The 17,827-nt window shown below is 68.1% G+C and carries 15 protein-coding genes; 10 read left to right on the top strand and 5 right to left on the bottom strand.

All coding sequences use genetic code 11. The features are described from left to right. Window positions 1-67: 67 nt before the first annotated feature. A complete protein-coding gene (locus tag ACMZPQ_RS12680) occupies window positions 68-1,165 on the top strand; it encodes a GDSL-type esterase/lipase family protein (RefSeq protein ID WP_197582696.1) in 1,098 nt (365 codons plus the stop codon). A gap of 79 nt (window positions 1,166-1,244) precedes the next feature. On the opposite strand, the gene ACMZPQ_RS12675 is transcribed toward ACMZPQ_RS12680, so the two are convergent. Both ACMZPQ_RS12675 and phhA read right to left on the bottom strand, forming a co-directional pair. After that, entirely contained in the window at window positions 1,245-1,895 is a 651-nt protein-coding gene (locus tag ACMZPQ_RS12675; protein ID WP_197582695.1) for a DMP19 family protein, read from the bottom strand. A gap of 30 nt (window positions 1,896-1,925) precedes the next feature. Further along, the gene (phhA, locus tag ACMZPQ_RS12670) at window positions 1,926-2,819 is read right to left on the bottom strand and encodes a phenylalanine 4-monooxygenase (protein WP_197582694.1); all 894 of its coding nucleotides are present in this window, start codon (window positions 2,817-2,819) and stop codon (window positions 1,926-1,928) included. Window positions 2,820-2,944: 125 nt separating this feature from the next. Here phhA and ACMZPQ_RS12665 point away from each other — a divergent pair, with 125 nt between their 5' ends. Continuing rightward, entirely contained in the window at window positions 2,945-3,427 is a 483-nt protein-coding gene (locus tag ACMZPQ_RS12665; protein ID WP_312646859.1) for an Lrp/AsnC family transcriptional regulator, read from the top strand. A gap of 85 nt (window positions 3,428-3,512) precedes the next feature. Next, a complete protein-coding gene (locus tag ACMZPQ_RS12660) occupies window positions 3,513-5,519 on the top strand; it encodes a hypothetical protein (RefSeq protein WP_197582692.1) in 2,007 nt (668 codons plus the stop codon). A gap of 35 nt (window positions 5,520-5,554) precedes the next feature. On the opposite strand, the gene ACMZPQ_RS12655 is transcribed toward ACMZPQ_RS12660, so the two are convergent. Beyond that, complete coding sequence (locus ACMZPQ_RS12655; RefSeq protein ID WP_197582691.1) at window positions 5,555-6,547, bottom strand: patatin-like phospholipase family protein; 993 nt, start codon at window positions 6,545-6,547, stop codon at window positions 5,555-5,557. A gap of 248 nt (window positions 6,548-6,795) precedes the next feature. On the opposite strand from ACMZPQ_RS12655, the gene ACMZPQ_RS12650 reads away from it, so the two are divergent. Then, window positions 6,796-9,066, top strand: a complete 2,271-nt coding sequence (locus ACMZPQ_RS12650) for a TonB-dependent receptor domain-containing protein (RefSeq protein ID WP_197582690.1) — start codon at window positions 6,796-6,798, stop codon at window positions 9,064-9,066. A gap of 112 nt (window positions 9,067-9,178) precedes the next feature. Here the strand turns inward: ACMZPQ_RS12650 and ACMZPQ_RS12645 are convergent, their stop codons facing one another. Beyond that, window positions 9,179-10,018: a phosphatase PAP2 family protein gene (locus tag ACMZPQ_RS12645; protein ID WP_197583931.1), complete on the bottom strand. Its 840-nt coding sequence runs from the start codon at window positions 10,016-10,018 to the stop codon at window positions 9,179-9,181. A gap of 261 nt (window positions 10,019-10,279) precedes the next feature. On the opposite strand from ACMZPQ_RS12645, the gene ACMZPQ_RS12640 reads away from it, so the two are divergent. Both ACMZPQ_RS12640 and ACMZPQ_RS12635 read left to right on the top strand, forming a co-directional pair. Next, window positions 10,280-11,158 (top strand): hypothetical protein, encoded by an 879-nt coding sequence (locus tag ACMZPQ_RS12640; protein ID WP_197583933.1) that lies wholly within the window; start codon window positions 10,280-10,282, stop codon window positions 11,156-11,158. A gap of 11 nt (window positions 11,159-11,169) precedes the next feature. After that, window positions 11,170-12,378, top strand: coding sequence for a DUF4785 domain-containing protein (locus tag ACMZPQ_RS12635; protein WP_197583934.1), 1,209 nt, complete (start codon window positions 11,170-11,172; stop codon window positions 12,376-12,378). A 181-nt stretch (window positions 12,379-12,559) separates the two neighbouring features. Here ACMZPQ_RS12635 and ACMZPQ_RS12630 read toward each other — a convergent pair whose 3' ends face one another. Continuing rightward, window positions 12,560-13,534: an ABC transporter ATP-binding protein gene (locus ACMZPQ_RS12630; protein ID WP_312648110.1), complete on the bottom strand. Its 975-nt coding sequence runs from the start codon at window positions 13,532-13,534 to the stop codon at window positions 12,560-12,562. Between ACMZPQ_RS12630 and ACMZPQ_RS12625 the strand changes: the two genes are divergently transcribed. The 4 genes from ACMZPQ_RS12625 to ACMZPQ_RS12610 all read left to right on the top strand — a co-directional run bounded on the left by ACMZPQ_RS12625 (window position 13,533) and on the right by ACMZPQ_RS12610 (window position 17,603). Continuing rightward, complete coding sequence (locus ACMZPQ_RS12625; RefSeq protein WP_197583938.1) at window positions 13,533-14,735, top strand: DesA family fatty acid desaturase; 1,203 nt, start codon at window positions 13,533-13,535, stop codon at window positions 14,733-14,735. The genes ACMZPQ_RS12630 and ACMZPQ_RS12625 overlap by 2 nt on opposite strands. A 5-nt stretch (window positions 14,736-14,740) precedes the next feature. After that, the gene (locus ACMZPQ_RS12620; RefSeq protein ID WP_414486103.1) at window positions 14,741-15,061 is read left to right on the top strand and encodes an EF-hand domain-containing protein; all 321 of its coding nucleotides are present in this window, start codon (window positions 14,741-14,743) and stop codon (window positions 15,059-15,061) included. A gap of 19 nt (window positions 15,062-15,080) precedes the next feature. Continuing rightward, window positions 15,081-15,893 (top strand): bifunctional DNA-formamidopyrimidine glycosylase/DNA-(apurinic or apyrimidinic site) lyase, encoded by an 813-nt coding sequence (gene mutM, locus ACMZPQ_RS12615; RefSeq protein ID WP_005421105.1) that lies wholly within the window; start codon window positions 15,081-15,083, stop codon window positions 15,891-15,893. A 105-nt stretch (window positions 15,894-15,998) separates the two neighbouring features. After that, on the top strand, window positions 15,999-17,603 hold the full coding sequence (locus tag ACMZPQ_RS12610) for an OpgD/OpgG family glucan biosynthesis protein (protein WP_197583939.1): 1,605 nt from the start codon (window positions 15,999-16,001) through the stop codon (window positions 17,601-17,603). Window positions 17,604-17,827 lie beyond the last annotated feature (224 nt).

Genomic DNA, 17,827 nt, shown 5'->3' with positions numbered 1-17,827 from the left:
AACTACGGGACACCCGCCATCGTTCATGAGGTTGCCGGCCAGCGGCCGGCACTACAGGGGCTCCGCCATGCGCAACGTATTGTTGCTGTTGCTGCTCTCGTGCACCACCGCGCAGGCGGCGCCGGTGCGGCTGTTCATCGCCGGTGACTCCACCGCCGCCGAGTACGGGCGGGAGCGTGCGCCGCAGGCGGGCTGGGGCCAGGCGCTGCAGAGCTACCTGGACCCGGCGCGCTTCGAAGTACACAACCACGCCAAGGGCGGGCGCAGCACGCGCAGCTTCATCGACGAAGGGCGCCTGGAGGCGATCGCCAGCGAGCTGCGCCGCGGCGACGTGCTGCTGATCCAGTTCGGCCACAACGATGCGAAGTTCGAAGACCGCACGCGTTACACCGACCCAGGCACTGACTATCCGCGCCTGCTGATGCGCTACGTGCAGGTGGCGCGCGAGAGGGGCGCCACGCCGGTGCTGGTCACGCCAGTGGCGCGACTGCTGTACGACTTCGGTTCACTGCTGGACACGCACGCGCGCTACACATTGGCCATGCAGCAGGTGGCGGCGCGCGAGCACGTCGCGCTGATCGACCTCAACGATCGAAGCACACGCTGGATCCGCGCGCTGGGCGAGCAGGGGGCACGACCGTACTTCCTGTTCGTGCCGGAGCAGAACCAGGCCGACGGCACCCATTTCAGCGTGGCCGGTGCCAATGCGGTGGCCTGCCTGGTGCTGCGCGAGGCGGTGCCGCTGCTGCCGGCGCTGCAACCGGCGCTGGTGCGTGACATCGACTGCGATGTAACGGGCGCAGGGCAGGGCGCCGATGCGCAGTGGCCCTCGCAGGTGCTGCACGAAGACACGGTTGCGCGTACGCAGCCCGGCCCGCACGGTGGTGCAGGGCCGACCACCGCGTATCCGTTCTTCGCTGGCGCGGCGAATCTGCCGTTCGTGCTGCGCAAGCGGGTGCTGCACAAGGGCGCCGGCATCGGCCTGCACCCGCAGCACAAGGATGAGATCTACTACATCGTCAGCGGGCAGGGCAGCTACGTGCTGGATGGAAAGCGGCACGACGTGCGCGCGGGCCATGCACTGCTGACCCGCGCGGGCAGCACGCATGCGTTGCAGCAGGTGGGGGAGGAAGATCTGGTGGTGCTGGTGGTGTACCCGCAGTGATCGAAACGCAGCCGAGCGTGGGCTCGGCTCTACACGGGCTGCGGTGATCGGTAGAGTCGAGCCTACGCTCGGCTTGGCTCTACAACGGCTCCGGCCCGAAGTGCTTCAGCCCCAACCTCGCCAGGTCTTCCGGGCGCTCGAAATACGCTTCGTCAAAGGCATGCAGGGCATCCTGCTCCTGCTCGGTCATCGCGCCATACAGGTCGTGCAGCTGCGTGATTGCCGGGTCGTCCTCCAGCCGGTCAAGCAACCCGCGCATGCCGGCCAGGATCGCGTGGGTCTGCACCGCGCCCATCGCCTGCAGCGCACGCAGCGCCAGCTGGCAGGTAGGGTCACCCCAGTTGCACAGGAACTGCATGAAGCCGCCGTTGTTGATGTCCGCTTCCATGCGCCACAGCGCCACCAGCTGCTGGTCTTCATCGGACAGCGCATCCAGCGTCCACGCGGCCGCCTTCAGGCGCGCCAGCGCGGCCTCGTAGCGGTCATCCCACACCTGGTTGGGGATATCGACTACACCTTCCTCGCGCGGCGGCAGCAGGGCGGGCCAGTTCACGCCCAGGCCGTTGGCGGTGGCGACCCAGTGCGCGCGCTGCTCGGCCGTGGCTTCGAACAGCGCGGGCGCCCAGCGCAGTGGCTGGCGGGTGCGGCGGCCATCGGCCAGGGTCAGCAGGATGAAGTCGTCGTTGAAGGCGACGTCGGTTACGCGGAAGGCAGAAAAAGCATCAGTCATGTCCCGCAGACTACCTGCGCGACCGCGTGTTTACACGTCGCCGCCGTCGGCCCAGCCTTCGCCGGTGCCCTTCTGGAACACGCGGTCGTCGCCCTGCACATCGCCCGCCGGCAGATGGGCCTGGTCGGCCAGTGCCGAATAGATCGGGGTGAAGTCCGGCGACGTCGCCTGCATCAGCTGTTCGAAGCTGTCGATGACGAAGTAGGTCTTCTGGAAGGTATCGATGCGGTATTTGGTGCGCATGATCCGCTGCAGGTCGAAGCCGATGCGGTTGGGCGCGGCCGATTCCAGCGAGTACAGCGATTCGCCCTTCGACGACACGATGCCGGCACCATAGATGCGCAGACCATCGGGCGTGTCGATCAGGCCGAACTCCACCGTGTACCAGTACAGGCGCGTGAGGTTCTGCAGTGCATCCGGGCCGATCGCGTGGGCTTTGACGCCACCGCGGCCGTAGGCCTCCATGTAGTCGGCGAACACCGGATTCATCAGCAGCGGCACGTGGCCGAACAGATCGTGGAACAGGTCCGGCTCGGCGATGTAGTCGATCTGGTCCGGGCGGCGGATCCACCAGGTCACCGGGAAACGGCGGTTGGCCAGGTGGTCGAAGAAATCCAGTTCCGGCAGCAGGCCTTCGACGCCGACCAGGGTCCAGCCGGTGGCGGCGCCGAGCACTTCGTTGAGCTGTTCGAAGCGCGGAATCATGTGCGCGCTCATGCCCATCTCGTCCTGCGCATCCAGGAACTCCTGGCAGGCGCGGCCGACCAGCAGCTCGCGCTGGCGCTGGTACAGCGTGCTCCAGGTGGCGTGGTCGTCGGCGCTGTAGGTATCCCACGGCTGCTCGACGAGCGTGGTGGTGTACACCGGCACGTAGCCCTTGTCGGTCTGCTGGTGTTCGACGCGGCGGGGCTGGGCGAGATCCATGGGACGCTCCTTTAGGGGATACCCACGATGCTAGGGCAGGCGGCGCGCAACAGGGTTGCAAAAGTTGCGTCGATTGGTCTTGTTGGCGCAATATCCTTGCGTACTCACCATGTTGCGGGGCAACAATGGCCGGAGAAGTCCAGTTCGATCGCACGGATATACGTCTGCTGGCCGAAATCCAGCGGGATGGGCGCGCCACCAACGCCGAACTGGCGACGCGGGTGAACCTCTCCCCCTCGGCCTGCCTGCGCCGCCTGCAGCGGCTGGAAAGCGAGGGCGTGATCGTCGGTTATGGCGCGCGGCTGGAGCCACGGCAGCTACGGCTGGGCCTGCAGGCCTTCGTGCGGGTGCAGCTGGAAAAACACGACCAGGCGGCCATCGCCCATTTCGTGGACAGCGTGCAGGCCTGGGACGAAGTGGTGGCCTGCCATGCGCTGACCGGCGACATGGACTACCTGCTGCACGTCTACGTGCGCGACCTGGAGCACTTCTCGCACTTCCTGCTGGACCGCCTGCTCAATGCCGGGGGCGTCGCCGACGCCAATTCCAGCTTCGTGCTGCGCACGGTGAAGGGTTTCCAAGCGTTGCCGCTGTCGCAGCTGGAATAGGTGCCGTCGCGATTTGACGCGGCCGGGCGGGTAGCCGAGCATCACCGGCCTGCGCACGGCGCAGCGTTCCTTTCCGGCTCCAGGCATGTCCGAACTCCAGCACCCGGTGCTTACCACCACCTTCCTGCCGCTGCAGCGCAAGTCGCTGGCGCGCTACATCGCCCATGGCAACCCGCCGCAGACCGCGCTGGAACAGGCCGGGCTGATGGCAGCGCAGCTGTGCCGCACGCGACTGCATGCACCGGCCGAGATCGAACGCCTGCTGCACGACGCCTGCGTGCTGTTTGCCGGCAACGAGGACGCGGGCCAACAGCTGGCGGGCGCCGGTGGTGGCGCACAACCGGAACTGGACGCCTGGCTGGCCGCGCTGGCCGCCCATGGCGTGCTGCTGGCCCCGGCGGAGATCCTGCAGGACTTCATCGCGCAATCGCCGCTGGCCTATCCGGGGCGGGCCCTGCAGCTGGCCTGCCAGGAGACCCTGACCGAACAGGAGATCCACTTTCCGGCCGCGTTCGGCAGCGACGACGAAGACGACGCGCAGGCCCCTGGCGGTGCGATGGCGGCGGACGCGCGGGCATACGGACATCATGGCCTGTACACCTCCGAACAGGCCCGCGTGCTTCGGGCCATCGCCGCCAACCCGGATGAACTGATCGACCTCGATGGCTACGCCGGCACCGGCAAGGGTCATCTGGTGCTGGCGCTGATGGACGCGCGGCCGGGCCGATACACCTACATCGCGCCGTCGCGAGGGCAGGTGGAAGCCTTCCGCGTTCGCGTGCCGGCCAGCACCGCCAGGCGGCTGATGACCCAGATCGAGTTCGCCAACCATCTCGCGCAGCACGCCGCGCGCAGCGGAAGGACGCAGGGCTTCGTCGCCACCTACCGCGTCAGCACGCTGCCGCCGCGCGTCATCGCCGACCGGATCGGCCTGCAGCCGATCGGCAGCAGAACGCCGGAACAGGTGCTGCGTACCGCACTCGATGCGATCAGCCAGTGGTGCGCATCGTCGGCGGCCAGCCTGCAAGCGTGGCACTTCAAGCGCACGGTGCACTGGGCGATGATCAATGCCGATCCCTACATTGCGGCGGCCGAGCACGTGTGGCGCTGCATGTTCGATGCCGGTGTCCAGCGCGGAGGTTGCCTCAGCCTGACCGCGGCGCATATCGGCAAGTGGCTGTGGTTGCAGGGCGTTGCACCGCCGCTGGAACTGGGCATGCTGCTGATCGACGAGGCACACGATCTCAGTCCCGCCTGGCGGCAGCTGCTGGCCACGCATGCGCCGGGCGTGGTCAGCCTGGGCGATCCGCACCAGCGCCTGAGCGGAAACGTGCACCGTTGGCAGGCGGCCAAGCGGGTGGAGATGCACCAGTCGGTGCGCCAGGGCCGGCAGGTCGACGCGCTGGTCAACCAGACGCTGGCGATGGATTACCAGGGCGGCGATGCCGAGCCCTTTGCCGGCGCCACCGATCGCGCCACGGGGCTGCTGCAGTACGCCGATTGGTCACAGGTGCCCGACAGCGGCATCCGCATCTACGGCGACGTCGTACGGCTGATGGAGGATGCGGTGCGCCTGCATGCACGGGGCGCGCGGCTGCACATCCATCCGGCCACGCTGCGACCGCTGCAGAGCGCGCTGCGCGAGCCGATGGACGCGTGGAACGTGGTGCGCCAGGGCGGCTCCCTGCGGCCCTGGGAACGGGTGGTCGAACAGTTCGTGGCGCGTGGTGAAGGGCGCCTGGCCGACCTGTTCACCCGCAGCGACGGCGGGCAGCGGATCATGCAGGCGTTGCAGGCGCTGGTTCCTGCCGAGGACAGCCAGATCGTGCTGTGCCTGGCCGAACATGCCAAGAACCTGCAGTTCGATGTCGTTTCGATGTCCGACTGCTGCTTCAAGGCCGTCGCCGGCAAGCCTTCGCGGCACAGCCCGGTGCGCGCGGCCTATGTGGCGATGACCCGGGCCAGCCGGCAGCTGTGGCTGCCGGGCGATGCGATGGCGCAGCTGCAGCTGAGCGCGGCCGAGCACGAGCAGGGCAGGGAGCAGATGCGCCAGGAGCGCCAGTACGCGGCGGGCCATCGCCCCGCGCGCTGAGCCGCGCGCCGCTCAGTGGCGGCGCGGCAGGGCGATCAGCACTTGTCCTTGCGGCCCATCAGCTTGCCCAGGCGCGAGGCTTCCTCGCACTTCGGCGCGGCGACCGGGGCCGGTGCCGCTGCGGCGGCGCGTGCCTTCTGCAACTGCTGGATCTTCGCGCGGATCTGCGGCATCGCCGCCATCGCGGCTTTCTCGCCTTCCAGGATCGCGGTGCCACGCTGGCTGAAATCGGCGGCACCGATGTCGAGCACCTTCGGCCGGATCACCACGTCGGCGCGCGCCAGTTCCTGTTCGCCCAGGCGCTGGCCCATGATCGAGATCGACTGGTTGACGATGCCGAGCATGCCGGTGGGTGCCTTGCCGCTGGCCTTGCTGGAGATGTCCACGGCGATTACGAAGTCGGCGCCGAGCTGGCGCGCGGCGTCCACCGGCACCGGGCTGACCACGCCGCCATCGATGTAGTTGCGGCCGCCGATCTTGACCGGCTCGAACACGCCGGGAATGCTGCTGGATGCACGCACCGCCTGGCCGACGTTGCCGCGCACGAAGATCGCGCGTTCGCCGGTTTCAAGCTGGGTGGCGACTGCAGCGAACGGCTTCTTCAGGCGTTCGGCCGGACGGTTGGCAACCTGCTCGTTGACGTAGTCCTGCAGCTTCTGGCCCTGCACCAGGCCACCGGAGAACAGGCGCACATCGCGGATGCTGGCTTCGTCCAGCGCCACCGCCTTGCTCTGCATCTGGAAGGCGTCCATGCCGCTGGCATACAAGGCGCCAACCACGCTGCCGGCGCTGGTGCCGGACACCACCACCGGCTCGAAGCCGTTGGCTTCCAGCATCTTGATCACGCCGATGTGGGCAAAGCCCTTGGCCGCGCCGCCGCCGAGCGCGATGCCGATCTTCACCGGCTTGGCCTGCGGCACCACGGTCGGTGCCGGTGGCGGGGTGGGGCGGACCGGATCGCCGCCGCACCCGGCCAGCAGGCCGATCAGGGCGACGGACAGCAGCATGCGGGGGCGGAACAGGCTCATCGGCAGTGCGCTCGCGGCGCCGGAATCGGGAAAGGGCGCCAGCATACCGAAGCCACGGCAGGCGGGGCAGGGTGCGGAAACTGCCTATTCAGTGAATCGCCGGGCACGCCGTGCCGCGCTCGGAACCGGGGCCCGGACAGTCGCACGCAACGGTGCCATGAACAGCCGGCATTTGCGGCGCAGGTGCTGTATTGCAACAATTATCTGGTAGCGCCGTTTTACCACCCCTCCAAACACAGCCTACCGCCATGTCTCCGACCCGCACTTCCCGTGGCCGATTTCCGGTCGCGCGCCCCCTCGTTGCCGCTCTTTCCGCCCTGCTGCCGCTGGTAGCAGCCGCCCAGGAAACCCCCGCCGCCAAGGATCCGGTTGCCCTCGATGCCCTGCAGGTCACTGCGCAGCGCCGCGTCGAGAACGCCAAGGACGTGCCGGTTGCGGTCAGCGCGATCCAGGGCGAGAAGCTGGATGTGCTCGGCTCGGCCGGCGATGACATCCGCTTCCTGGCCGCGCGCGTGCCCAGCCTCAACATCGAATCGTCCTACGGCCGTGCCTTCCCGCGCTTCTACATCCGCGGCCTGGGCAACACCGACTTCGACCTCAATGCCTCGCAGCCGGTGTCGCTGGTGTATGACGACGTGGTGCAGGAAAGCCCGCTGCTGAAGGGCTTCCCGCTGTTCGACCTGGCCAACGTGGAAGTGCTGCGCGGCCCGCAGGGCACGCTGTTCGGCCGCAACACCCCGGCCGGCGTGGTCAAGTTCGATTCGGCGCGCCCGTCGCAGGACGCCGATGGCTACATCCGCGTTGGCTACGGCAGCTACAACAGCTGGAACGTGCAGGGCGCCTACGGCGGCCCGCTGACCGACCGCTGGTCGGCGCGCGTCTCGGCGATCTACCAGCGCCGCGACGACTGGGTCGACAACACCCGCGTCGGCGCGCCCAACAGTGGCTTCGAAGGCTATGACGAAGCCGCCGGCCGCGTGCAGTTCCTGTACGAAGGCGATGACTTCGAAGCGCTGTTCAACCTGCACAAGCGCAAGCTCAACGGCACCGCCCGCCTGTTCCGCGCCAACATCATCGAAAAGGGTGGCAACTCGCTGGTCGAGAACTTCGACCGCGACAAGGTGGCCAACGATGGCGTCAACTTCTCCGACCTGAAGACCTGGGGCGGCAGCGCGCGCCTGCAGTGGAACCTCGGTTCGGTAACCCTGCACTCGATCACCGGTTACGAGACCGCCGAATCGCTCAACCGTGGCGACATCGACGGTGGCTACGGTGCGGCGTTCCTGGGGGCCGGCAACTACGGCCCGGGCCTGATTCCGTTCTCGTCCGAATCGGCCGACGGCCTGCCGCACCACCGCCAGTGGACGCAGGAATTCCGCATCGAGTCCAACGAGTGGGGCCGCTTCGACTGGCAGGCCGGCGTCTTCTACTTCGATGAAGACGTGACCATCAACAACTTCAACTACGACTCGCTGGCCCCGGGCAACCCGCAGACCGGCCACGTGGTGCAGAACCAGCGCAACAAGGCCTGGGCGGTGTTCGCCTCGGGTGACTTCGATGTCACCGACCGCTTCAAGCTGCGTGCCGGCGTGCGCTACACCCAGGACAAGAAGGACTTCAGCGCCAGCGTGCTGCAGGCCGTCCCGTTCGGTACCCCGGTCAGCGGCCCGTACCTGGCCAACACCGACGTCAACGACGTCAGCTGGGATGTCAGCGGCGTGTACAAGCTGACCGACGACATCAACGCCTATGCCCGCGTGGCCAAGGGCTTCCGCGCGCCGTCGATCCAGGGCCGCCTGGCCTTCGCGCCGGGCCTGTCGCAGGCCGATTCGGAGAAGGTGATCTCGTACGAAGCCGGCATCAAGGCTGATCTGTTCGAGCGCCGCGCGCGCCTGGGCCTGAGCGTGTTCCGCTACAACGTCGATGGCCAGCAGCTGATCGCGGTGGGCGGCACCAACAACATCGCCACCCTGCTCAACGCCGACAAGACCATCGGCCAGGGCGTGGAGCTGGACCTGGAGGCCTACCTGGCCGACAACGTCCTGCTGACCTTCGGCAGCAGCTACAACGACACCGAGATCAAGGACAAGAACCTGGCGGTGGCGATCTGTGGCGGTGGCTGCACCATCACCGACCCGACCACGGTGATCAACGGCCAGACCTATGCGCTGGTCAACGGCAACCCGCTGCCGCAGGCGCCGAAGTGGATCCACAACGCGACCCTGCGCGTTGGCTTCCCGCTCAGCGATGGCAGCGAACTGTACGCCTACACCGACTGGGCCTACCGCAGCGCGGTGAACTTCTTCATCTACGAGTCGCCGGAATTCCGCGGCCGTAGCTCGCTGGAGGGCGGCCTGCGCCTGGGCTACAACTGGGATTACGGCCAGTACGACGTGGCCGTGTTCGGCCGCAACCTGACCAACCAGACCCGCGTGGTCGGTGCGATCGACTTCAACAACCTGACCGGCTTCCTCAACGAGCCGCGCACCTGGGGCGTGGAGTTCACCGCGAAGTTCTGATGCGGTTGCTGCGATAGTGCAATGAAGAAGGGCCGGCGCAATGCCGGCCCTTCTGCTTCACACCCATCGGTTGGGCGGGCGGGGGGCCGGCAACGATCCATCCGGCGTTGGCTTACAACGCGCTCTGCGGTCGCACCTTCAGCACCGCATTCTCGGTAGCGCAGTCGCGGCTGGAATGCAGGCCGGCCATGCGCGCGGCAGCGATTTCCTTGCGTGCGGCCAGCAGGTCCTTGTTGAACGCGGCGTTGTCGTGCAGGCGTGCAACGGCGGCGGCGCCCATGAAGCGGCCTTCCAGGATGTCGCTCTGCCAGTGCACGTTGCACACCAGGCGGCTCTCGCCGTAGTTGCGGCCACGGGCCTGGATGGCATCGGCGCGATCCGGCGCGATCTCCGACAGGATCAAGGCCCAGGCCCAGCCGATCGACGTGTGTCCGGACGGGTAGGAACCGTTCTTGCGCAGGCCGTCCTCGTCCTTCGGCGAGCAGGTCGGCTCACCGTTGACCATGAACGGGCGCGGACGCTGGTAGCGGTTCTTGGCGGCCTTGGTGGCGGCGCTGGCGTCGATCCGGCTGCGTTCCAGCAGGCGATACAGCGCCGGGGTCTTCACTGCGTCCACATCGATGTCGGCGGCGCAGGAGAAGTGGTTGGCGCCTTCCGGGAAGCCGAGTTCGGCATCGACGCCGGCCTGGGCGAAGCGCGGGCTGCCACGCAGCGCGCGGGCTTCACGGCTGACCTGTTCGTCCAGCGCCAGGGCGGCCGAACCGGCCACCGGCGGCGCCGGTACCAGGTCCAGGCTGGCCGGTACTGCGTCCTTGTCCAGGTAACCCACTGCCTTGGTGGTGATGTTGGCTTCGACGGCGGTCGGCTTGGCGGCGGTGGCGGCACAACCGGCCAGCGCCACCGCGACGGCGAGGCCGAGCAGCGGGCGGGCAGGGAGGGAAATCAGCGACATGGACAGGCTCCGGGGAGAAAACATCGCGCCATGATCGCAGCCCCCATACGACACCGCAGTGGCCATCGGTCATACGGCCAGACCCGGCATGGTCATTGCCGCGATATGAAAAGCGTCATCGTTTGACGTCAGTCTCCTGAATCCGGGCGCAGCGCACGGACTTTCACGCGCCTGCGCCATGAGCATCGTCGCAATGGCAAGCACCGAGGCCATACAGTCACAGCCGGGTCGGGGGGATCCGCTGACAGAGGGAGAGAAGCGATGCGCAGCACCGCAACAGGAAGTACCGTCCTGGCCCTGCTCCTCGGGCTGGCAACACTGCCGGCACAGGCCGCCGACGTGGTGGGCGTGGCCTTCGTGCACGGCACCGGCGCGCAGACCAATGCCACCCAGGACTACTGGCAGCCGGCGATCATCGATACCGTGCGCCAGGGCCTGCCGAACAGCAGCAACTACGTCGTCATCAACTGCGATTTCACCCAGTACATGTGGAAGCCGGAAGCCGCCGGCTGCCTGGCCAACCAGCTGACCGGCTTCATCGACAGCCGTGGCATCACCCAGCTGGTGGTGATCACCCATTCCAACGGCGGCAACGTGATGCGCTGGATCCTGTCCAACCCGACCTACGACAGCCGCTACCCGAAGATCATCCGCACGGTGCGCAAGGTCAACGCGCTGGCACCGTCTTCGGCGGGCACGCCGCTGGCCGATGCGGTGCTCAACGGCAACACCTTCGAAACCTCGCTGGGCTGGCTGCTGGGCTACAAGAACGACGCGGTGCGCCAGCAGCAGGTGGCGAGCATGGCCACCTACAACGCGCAGAACCTGTACGGCACTGCCGGCCGCCCCGCATTACCCAAACCCTTCCGCGCAGTAGTCGGAAGCGATGTCGAATCGGCGGTGTGGGACAGCAACAGCTACTGCGGCGGCTATCCGGCCAATGTCGGCCTGGAATTCACCCAGAACTGGCTGTCGTCCTGCTCCGATGGTTTCCTGGAGTGCAGCAGCCAGAAGGCTGCCGGCACCACCTGGTTCACCGACAAGCAGCGCACCCAGGGCGCAGAGCCGCTCAGCCACAACCAGAGCCGCCGCGAGTGCTTCGGCCTTGGCACGATCCTGCGCAACGACCTGACCCAGTGAGGGAGACGACCATGACGATCCATTCCACCCTGCTGGCCAGCGCGGTGCTGGCGGTGCTGTCCCTTTCCCTGTCCGCGGCGCAGGCCGCACAGCCGCTGCAAGCCGCCCGCGCGGGCGATCAGGTGCCTGCCGCACTGGTGGCCGCGCCGCTGCCTGTTGATGAAAGCGAACACGCGCCGTTGTCGTTTGCCTGGGCGCTCGACCCGGCGCAACCGCTGCAGGCCGCCACGCCGTATGCCTCGGTCAGCCGCAGCTACTGGCAGCAGGTCGATGGCGCGCAGCTGCAACGCGGCCTGGACCTGCCGCTGACGGCCGCCGATGCGGTGATCCAGCTGAGTCCCGCTGAAGGTGCGCGCGCAGTGCCGGCCAGCACCCTGCAGGTGCGCGACCCGGCCGGCCGCAGCAGCGTGGCGCGCAGTGTCGATGCACGCGCGCTGCAGGATGCCGGCATGCCGGTGCGTGATGGCAGCAGCATGCTGCGTACCGGCGCGAGCAGTGCGGTGGGCGCCTACACGTTGCAGAGCGCGCAGGCCCAGGGCCGCTACGTGGTGCAGGTGCTGGAACCGAACAGCCCGCTGCGGCTGGAGGTGCAGGCCAGCCAGGGGCAGGTGCTGGCCGGTGGCAACCTGCAGCTGCAGGCGCGCCTGCTGGAAGACGGTGCCACCACCGCGACGCTGGCCTCGCGTCGCGGCAGCCTGGGTGGCGAAGCGTTGCTGGTGGCACCCGATGGCCGCAGCTGGCCGCAGCGGCTGCTGCGCACCACCGATGGCAGCCTGCGCGCGCAGGTGCGGATCCCGGCCGATGCCGGCACCGTGCAGGGGCTGTGGGAACTGCAGGTGTTCGCCCAGGCCGACGGCGTGCTGCGCGATGGCAAGGTTGCCTTCGCGGTGGCGCGGCCGACCGCCCGCTTCAGTGGCCAGGCGGCACCGGACCCGTCCAGCCGGCAGGTGGCGCTGCCGCTGCAGGTGGCGGCCGCCGGTCGCTACGAGGCACGCGGCACGCTGTATGCCAGCGGTCGCGATGGCCAGCTGAAGCCGGTGGCGCAGGCACATGCGGCGGCGTGGTTCGATGGCCCGGGTGCGGGCCAGCTGGTGCTGCCGTTCGACCAGGCTGCGCTGCCGGCCGGCTTCGGTGCGCCCTACGAGCTGCGCGACCTGCAGCTGCAGGACCAGAGCCGGATGGCACCGATCGAATCGCGCGCGCTGGCGTTGCGGTTCTGAGCAAGGGAGGCAGCGGGCCGGGTTCCGGCCCGCTGCATTGACATCATGACGCGACGGCCTGCCGGGGGGGAGAGTCGACTGTCAGTCGACTGCCTTTCGCCCAGGTCGCAAAAATCCCGCGCTGCGCGCGATAGTCGACTGACAGTCGACTCTACCGCCGCGGGTTTCCGAGCCCGTCGCCTTACCCCGCGTATGCGGTCAGCCGGCCATCCTGCTCGCATACGGTGATGGCGCCGCCGAACACCGCCGACAGTGGTTCGCTGCGCAGCAGTTCGGCACGTGTGCCGTCGGCCAGTACGCGGCCGTCGCGCAGCAGCACAACCCGCTCGATCTCGGGAATGATCTCTTCGATGTGGTGGGTCACCAGCACCAGGGTGATGCCCTGCTGGGCCAGCACCCGCATGGTCGCCACCAGCTGCTCGCGGGCGACCAGGTCCAGGCCGGTGGAGGGCTCATCCAGCAGCAGGGCCTGCGGCCGGTTGACCAGCGCGCGCGCGATCAGCACGCGGCGGGTCTCGCCGGCCGACAGCTCGGCATAGGCGCGTTCGCGCAGCGACAGGGCGCCGGTCATCGCCAGCGTTTCACCAACGCGCGCGCGCATGTCGGCGGTCACTTCGCGGAAGGCTGGCACCACGTAGCTGGCGAAGAAGCCGGACAGCACCGCCTGCTCCACGGTCAGCCCGGGCATGTCGGCCAGGTTGCTGCTGAGGTCACCGGTGACGATGCCCAGCTGCGAACGCAGCCGATCCACCTGCCAGCGGTTCTGGCCCAGCACCTTCACGGCCACCGAGCCGTCACCCTGCGCCAGCGGGTACAGCTCGCGGGTGATCAGCTTGATGAAGGTCGACTTGCCGCAGCCGTTGGGGCCGAGCAGGGCGGTGTGCTGGCCCTGTGCGATACGCAGGCTGAGCGCGTGCAGCACCTTCACCTGGCCGCGCACCACGGTGGCGCGGTCCAGCTCGATCAAGGGAGGCAGCTCCGCGGGTGACGGGGCAGCGGCAACGGCGCTGGCGCGTGGATCAAGGCTCGACAACTCAGGTCCCCAACTGTGAACGGTGCCACGGAAGGCGGTCGAAATCGCCGCCGCAGGGATGCAGTTTGCAACGCAAGCGCCCATCATGTCTGCCATCCCCGCGTCGACCCGGAGAGACGACATGCCTGATGCGCTGATGTCCCTGTTGACCGGCGGTGTGCTCGGCCTGGGGTGGTGGGCCATGCTGGCCGTGCTGCTGGTCTTCACCCAGATCACCATCTTCTCGGTGACCCTCTACCTGCACCGCAGCCAGGCCCATCGCGGGGTCGATTTCCACCCGGCGCTGGCCCATGTGTTCCGCTTCTGGCTGTGGCTGACCACCTCGATGATCACCCGTGAGTGGGTCGCCATCCATCGCAAGCACCACGCCAAGGTGGAGACCGAGGACGATCCGCACAGCCCGGTCACCCGCGGCATCGGCAAGGTGTTCTGGCACGGCGTGGAGCTGTACCGCGAAGCGCGCGGCATGCGCGCGGACATCGAACAGTACGGGCGCGGCACCCCGGACGACGTGATCGAGCGCCACCTGTACACCCCGCATGCCACGCTCGGCCCGGTGCTGCTGCTGGCCATCAACAGCGTGCTGTTCGGCCTGCCCGGCGTGGCCCTGTGGGCAATCCAGATGGCGTGGATTCCGTTCTGGGCGGCCGGCGTGGTCAATGGCCTCGGCCACTGGTGGGGCTATCGCAACTACGAATCGGCCGATACCTCCACCAACCTGACACCGTGGGGGTTCTGGATCGGCGGCGAGGAGCTGCACAACAACCACCATGCCTTCCCCAGCTCGGCGCGCTTTGCGATGCGGCGCTGGGAATTCGACATCGGCTGGAGCGCGATCCGCCTGCTGCAGGCACTGCGCCTGGCCAAGGTGCTGCGGGTGGCGCCGGCCATGGACGTGCGCCCGAACATCGCCGTGCCCGATGCCGAGACCCTGAAGGCGTTGCTGTCACACCGTTTCCAGGCGATGACCGACTACCAGCGCAACGTGTTCATGCCCGCCCTGCGCGAGGAGGCGGCACACGCCGGGGCCAAACTGCGTCGCCTGCTGCCGCGCCGGCTGCGCCGCGGCCTGGTCAACGACGGCCGCTGGCTGAAGCCCGACAGTCGTGCCCAGCTCAGCGAGTGGGTCGCACAGCGCCCGCGCATCCGCACCCTGGTCGAGTACCGCGGGCGATTGGCCGCGCTGCTGGAAGCGCGTGGCCACGATGCCGCCGAGCGCCTGCATCAATTGCAGGCCTGGTGCCGCGAGGCCGAGGAAAGCGGCATCGCGGCGCTGCAGGCCTACGCCGCACGCTTGAAGGGCTACAGCCTGGTGGGCGCGTGAGGCCGTTGCCGGTTGCGCTGCTGTGCCTGCTGCCGCTGGCCGCGTCGGCGCAGGTCAGCGACACCGCCACGTACCTGCAGCGCATGGACAGTGACGGCGATGGCAAGGTCAGCGAAACCGAGTACGTGCAGTGGATGCTGTACGCCTTCGACCGCATGGATCGCAATGGCGATGGCGTGCTGAGCGCCGAGGAGCTGCCCGGCGGCAAGGGCAGGGCGATCACCCGCGAGCAGCAGCGGCAGGTGATCGTGCAGCGCTTCCATAAGCAGGATGCCAACGGCGACGGCTTCCTCGATGCCCGTGAACTGTCCGCGCCGCCCCGCTGAGCGGGCGTAGAATCAACCCATGCCTGAATTGCCCGAAGTCGAAACCACCCGCCGCGGCCTGGCGCCGCACCTGCAGGGCCGTCGCGTGCATGGTGTGATCCTGCGCCGCGCCGACCTGCGCTGGCCGATTCCTCCGGAAGTGGCCGAGCTGCTGCCCGGGCAGCGCATCGAGGACATCCGCCGCCGCGCCAAGTACCTGCTGCTGGATACCGCCATCGGCAGCGCGGTGCTGCACCTGGGCATGTCCGGCAGCCTGCGCGTGCTGCCCGGTGATACGCCGCTGCGTGCCCACGACCATGTGGATATCAGCCTGGACAACGGCCGCCTGCTGCGCTTCAACGACCCGCGCCGGTTCGGCAGCCTGCTCTGGCAGCCGGCTGGCGAGATCCACCCGCTGCTGCAGGGGCTGGGCCCGGAGCCGCTGGACGATGCCTTCGACGGCGATTACCTGTTCGCCCGCAGCCGGGGCCGCAGCGCGCCGGTGAAGACCTTCCTGATGGACCAGGCGGTGGTGGTGGGCGTGGGCAACATCTACGCTGCCGAAAGCCTGTTCAAGGCCGGCATCAGCCCGCTGCGCGAGGCCGGGAAGATCTCGCGCGAGCGCTACCAGCGCCTGGCCGATGCGGTGAAGGAGATCCTGGGCTACGCGATCACGCGGGGCGGGACCACCCTGCGCGACTTCATCAGCCCCGACGGTGCGCCGGGCTACTTCGAGCAGGAGCTGCTGGTGTATGGCCGTGACGGGCTGCCGTGCCCGAACTGTGGCCGCGCGCTCAAGCACGCCACCATCGGCCAGCGCGCCAGCGTCTGGTGCAGCCACTGCCAGCGCTGAAACGGGCGGCCAGCGGCAGCTGAACGGGCAGGGCACGTCTCCGCTGCCCGTTAACGTTTGTCTGCCTATGATGGCCGACCTTCCTCCTGTGCCTGACGCGCCTGCATGCAACGACGCGACTTCATCCGCAATGCCTCCCTCGCCCTGGCTGCATTCGGCCTGCCGTCCCTGCCCGCGTGCGCGGCCAGCAAGAGCGGCCAGATGGGCCTGCGCCGCCTCGGCCAGCCGCAGCCGTTCGACTTCGCCACCCTGAAGGGCCAGGCGCGCGCGCTGGCACAGGCGCCCTACAAGAGCCACAAGCGCGTGCTGCCGGGCCGCCTGGAGGGACTGGACTGGGACCAGTACCAGTCGATCGGCTACCGCCAGGACCATGCCCTGTGGGCGGACCAGCCGGGCAAGTTCCAGGCCAAGTTCTTCCACCTGGGCCTGTACTTCCATTCGCCGGTGCGCATGTTCGACGTGGTCGACGGCAAGGCGCAGGAGCTGGCCTACGACGGCGCTGCATTCAACTACGGCAAGAGCGGCATCAAGGACGGCGAGCTGCCGGCCGATCTCGGCTTCGCCGGTTTCCGCCTGAACACCCGCAAGGATACGGACCGCGATTTTGCCGCCTTCCTTGGCGCCAGCTACTTCCGCGCGGTCGGCAAGGAGGGCCAGTATGGCCAGTCCGCGCGTGGCCTGGCGATCGACACCGGCATGGGCAAGCCGGAGGAATTCCCGGATTTCATCGCCTATTACCTGGAACAGCCGTCGGCCGATTCGGAGACGATCGTGGTCTATGGCCTGCTGGATTCGCCCAGCGTGGCCGGCGCCTATCGCTTCGCGATCACCAATGGTGACGTGCTTCTGATGGACATCGACAGCGCGCTCTATCCGCGCAAGGCGATCGAACGCCTGGGCATCGCACCGTGCACCAGCATGTACCAGGTGGGTGAGAACGACCGCCGCATGGGCTGGGACTGGCGTCCGGAAATCCACGATACCGACGGCCTGTCGCTGTGGACCGGTGCCGGTGAGTGGATCTGGCGGCCGCTGCTGAACCCGCGCAACCTGCGCTTCAACATGTTCGTGGACCGCAACCCCCGCGGCTTTGGTCTGCTGCAGCGCGACCGCAACTTCGACCATTACCAGGACGACGGCGTGTTCTACGAGAAGCGGCCGTGCCTGTGGGTGGAACCGAAGGGCGAGTGGGGCGAGGGCTCTGTGCAGCTGGTGGAGATTCCCACCGTGGACGAGACCTTCGACAACATCGTGGCGTTCTGGAACCCGAAGGAAAAGCCGCAGCCGGGCCAGGAACTGCTGGTGGGCTACCGCCTGTACTGGGGCGCCGAACCGCCGGCACGACCGCCGCTGGCGCATTGCGTGGCCAGCCGTACCGGCCTGGGCGGCGTGGTCGGCAAGAAGCGCGAGTACTTCAGCTGGCGCTTCGCGGTGGACTTCGAGGGGGGCGAGCTGGCCTCGCTGATCGACAAGGCCGACGTCGAGGCGGTGGTGGAAGCCAGCCGTGGCCGGGTCGAGATCGTGTCGGCACGGCCGCTGCGCGAGATCGACGGCTACCGTGCGATGTTCGATCTGGTGCCGCCGGAAAACAGCACCGAGCAGATCGACATCCGCTTGTTCCTGCGCAGTGGCGGCAAGACGCTCACCGAGACCTGGCTGTACCAGTACACCCCGCCGCCGGCAGGTGCGCCGGAGCGCACGCTGTACTGAGAGGGGGTGGTGGGTTTGCAGGGCTTGCAGCCCTGCACCTGCTGACGTCAACGTCAAAAGCGGGCATTCCGTGGGATGGCGGGGTGGGTCCGGTTGAGGGGGGCGGCGTCAACACGTCCATGTAGCCTCGGCCGCGCCATCCATGGCGCTCACGCCCCCTCAACCGGACCCACCCCGCCTTCGACAGACCTCCGCGATCTGTCGGAGCGGCGTTCTGCTTTGGT

This window comes from Stenotrophomonas maltophilia, assembly GCF_047497515.2.
Lineage (GTDB): Bacteria > Pseudomonadota > Gammaproteobacteria > Xanthomonadales > Xanthomonadaceae > Stenotrophomonas.
This window is presented reverse-complemented; position numbering and strand designations above follow the sequence as displayed.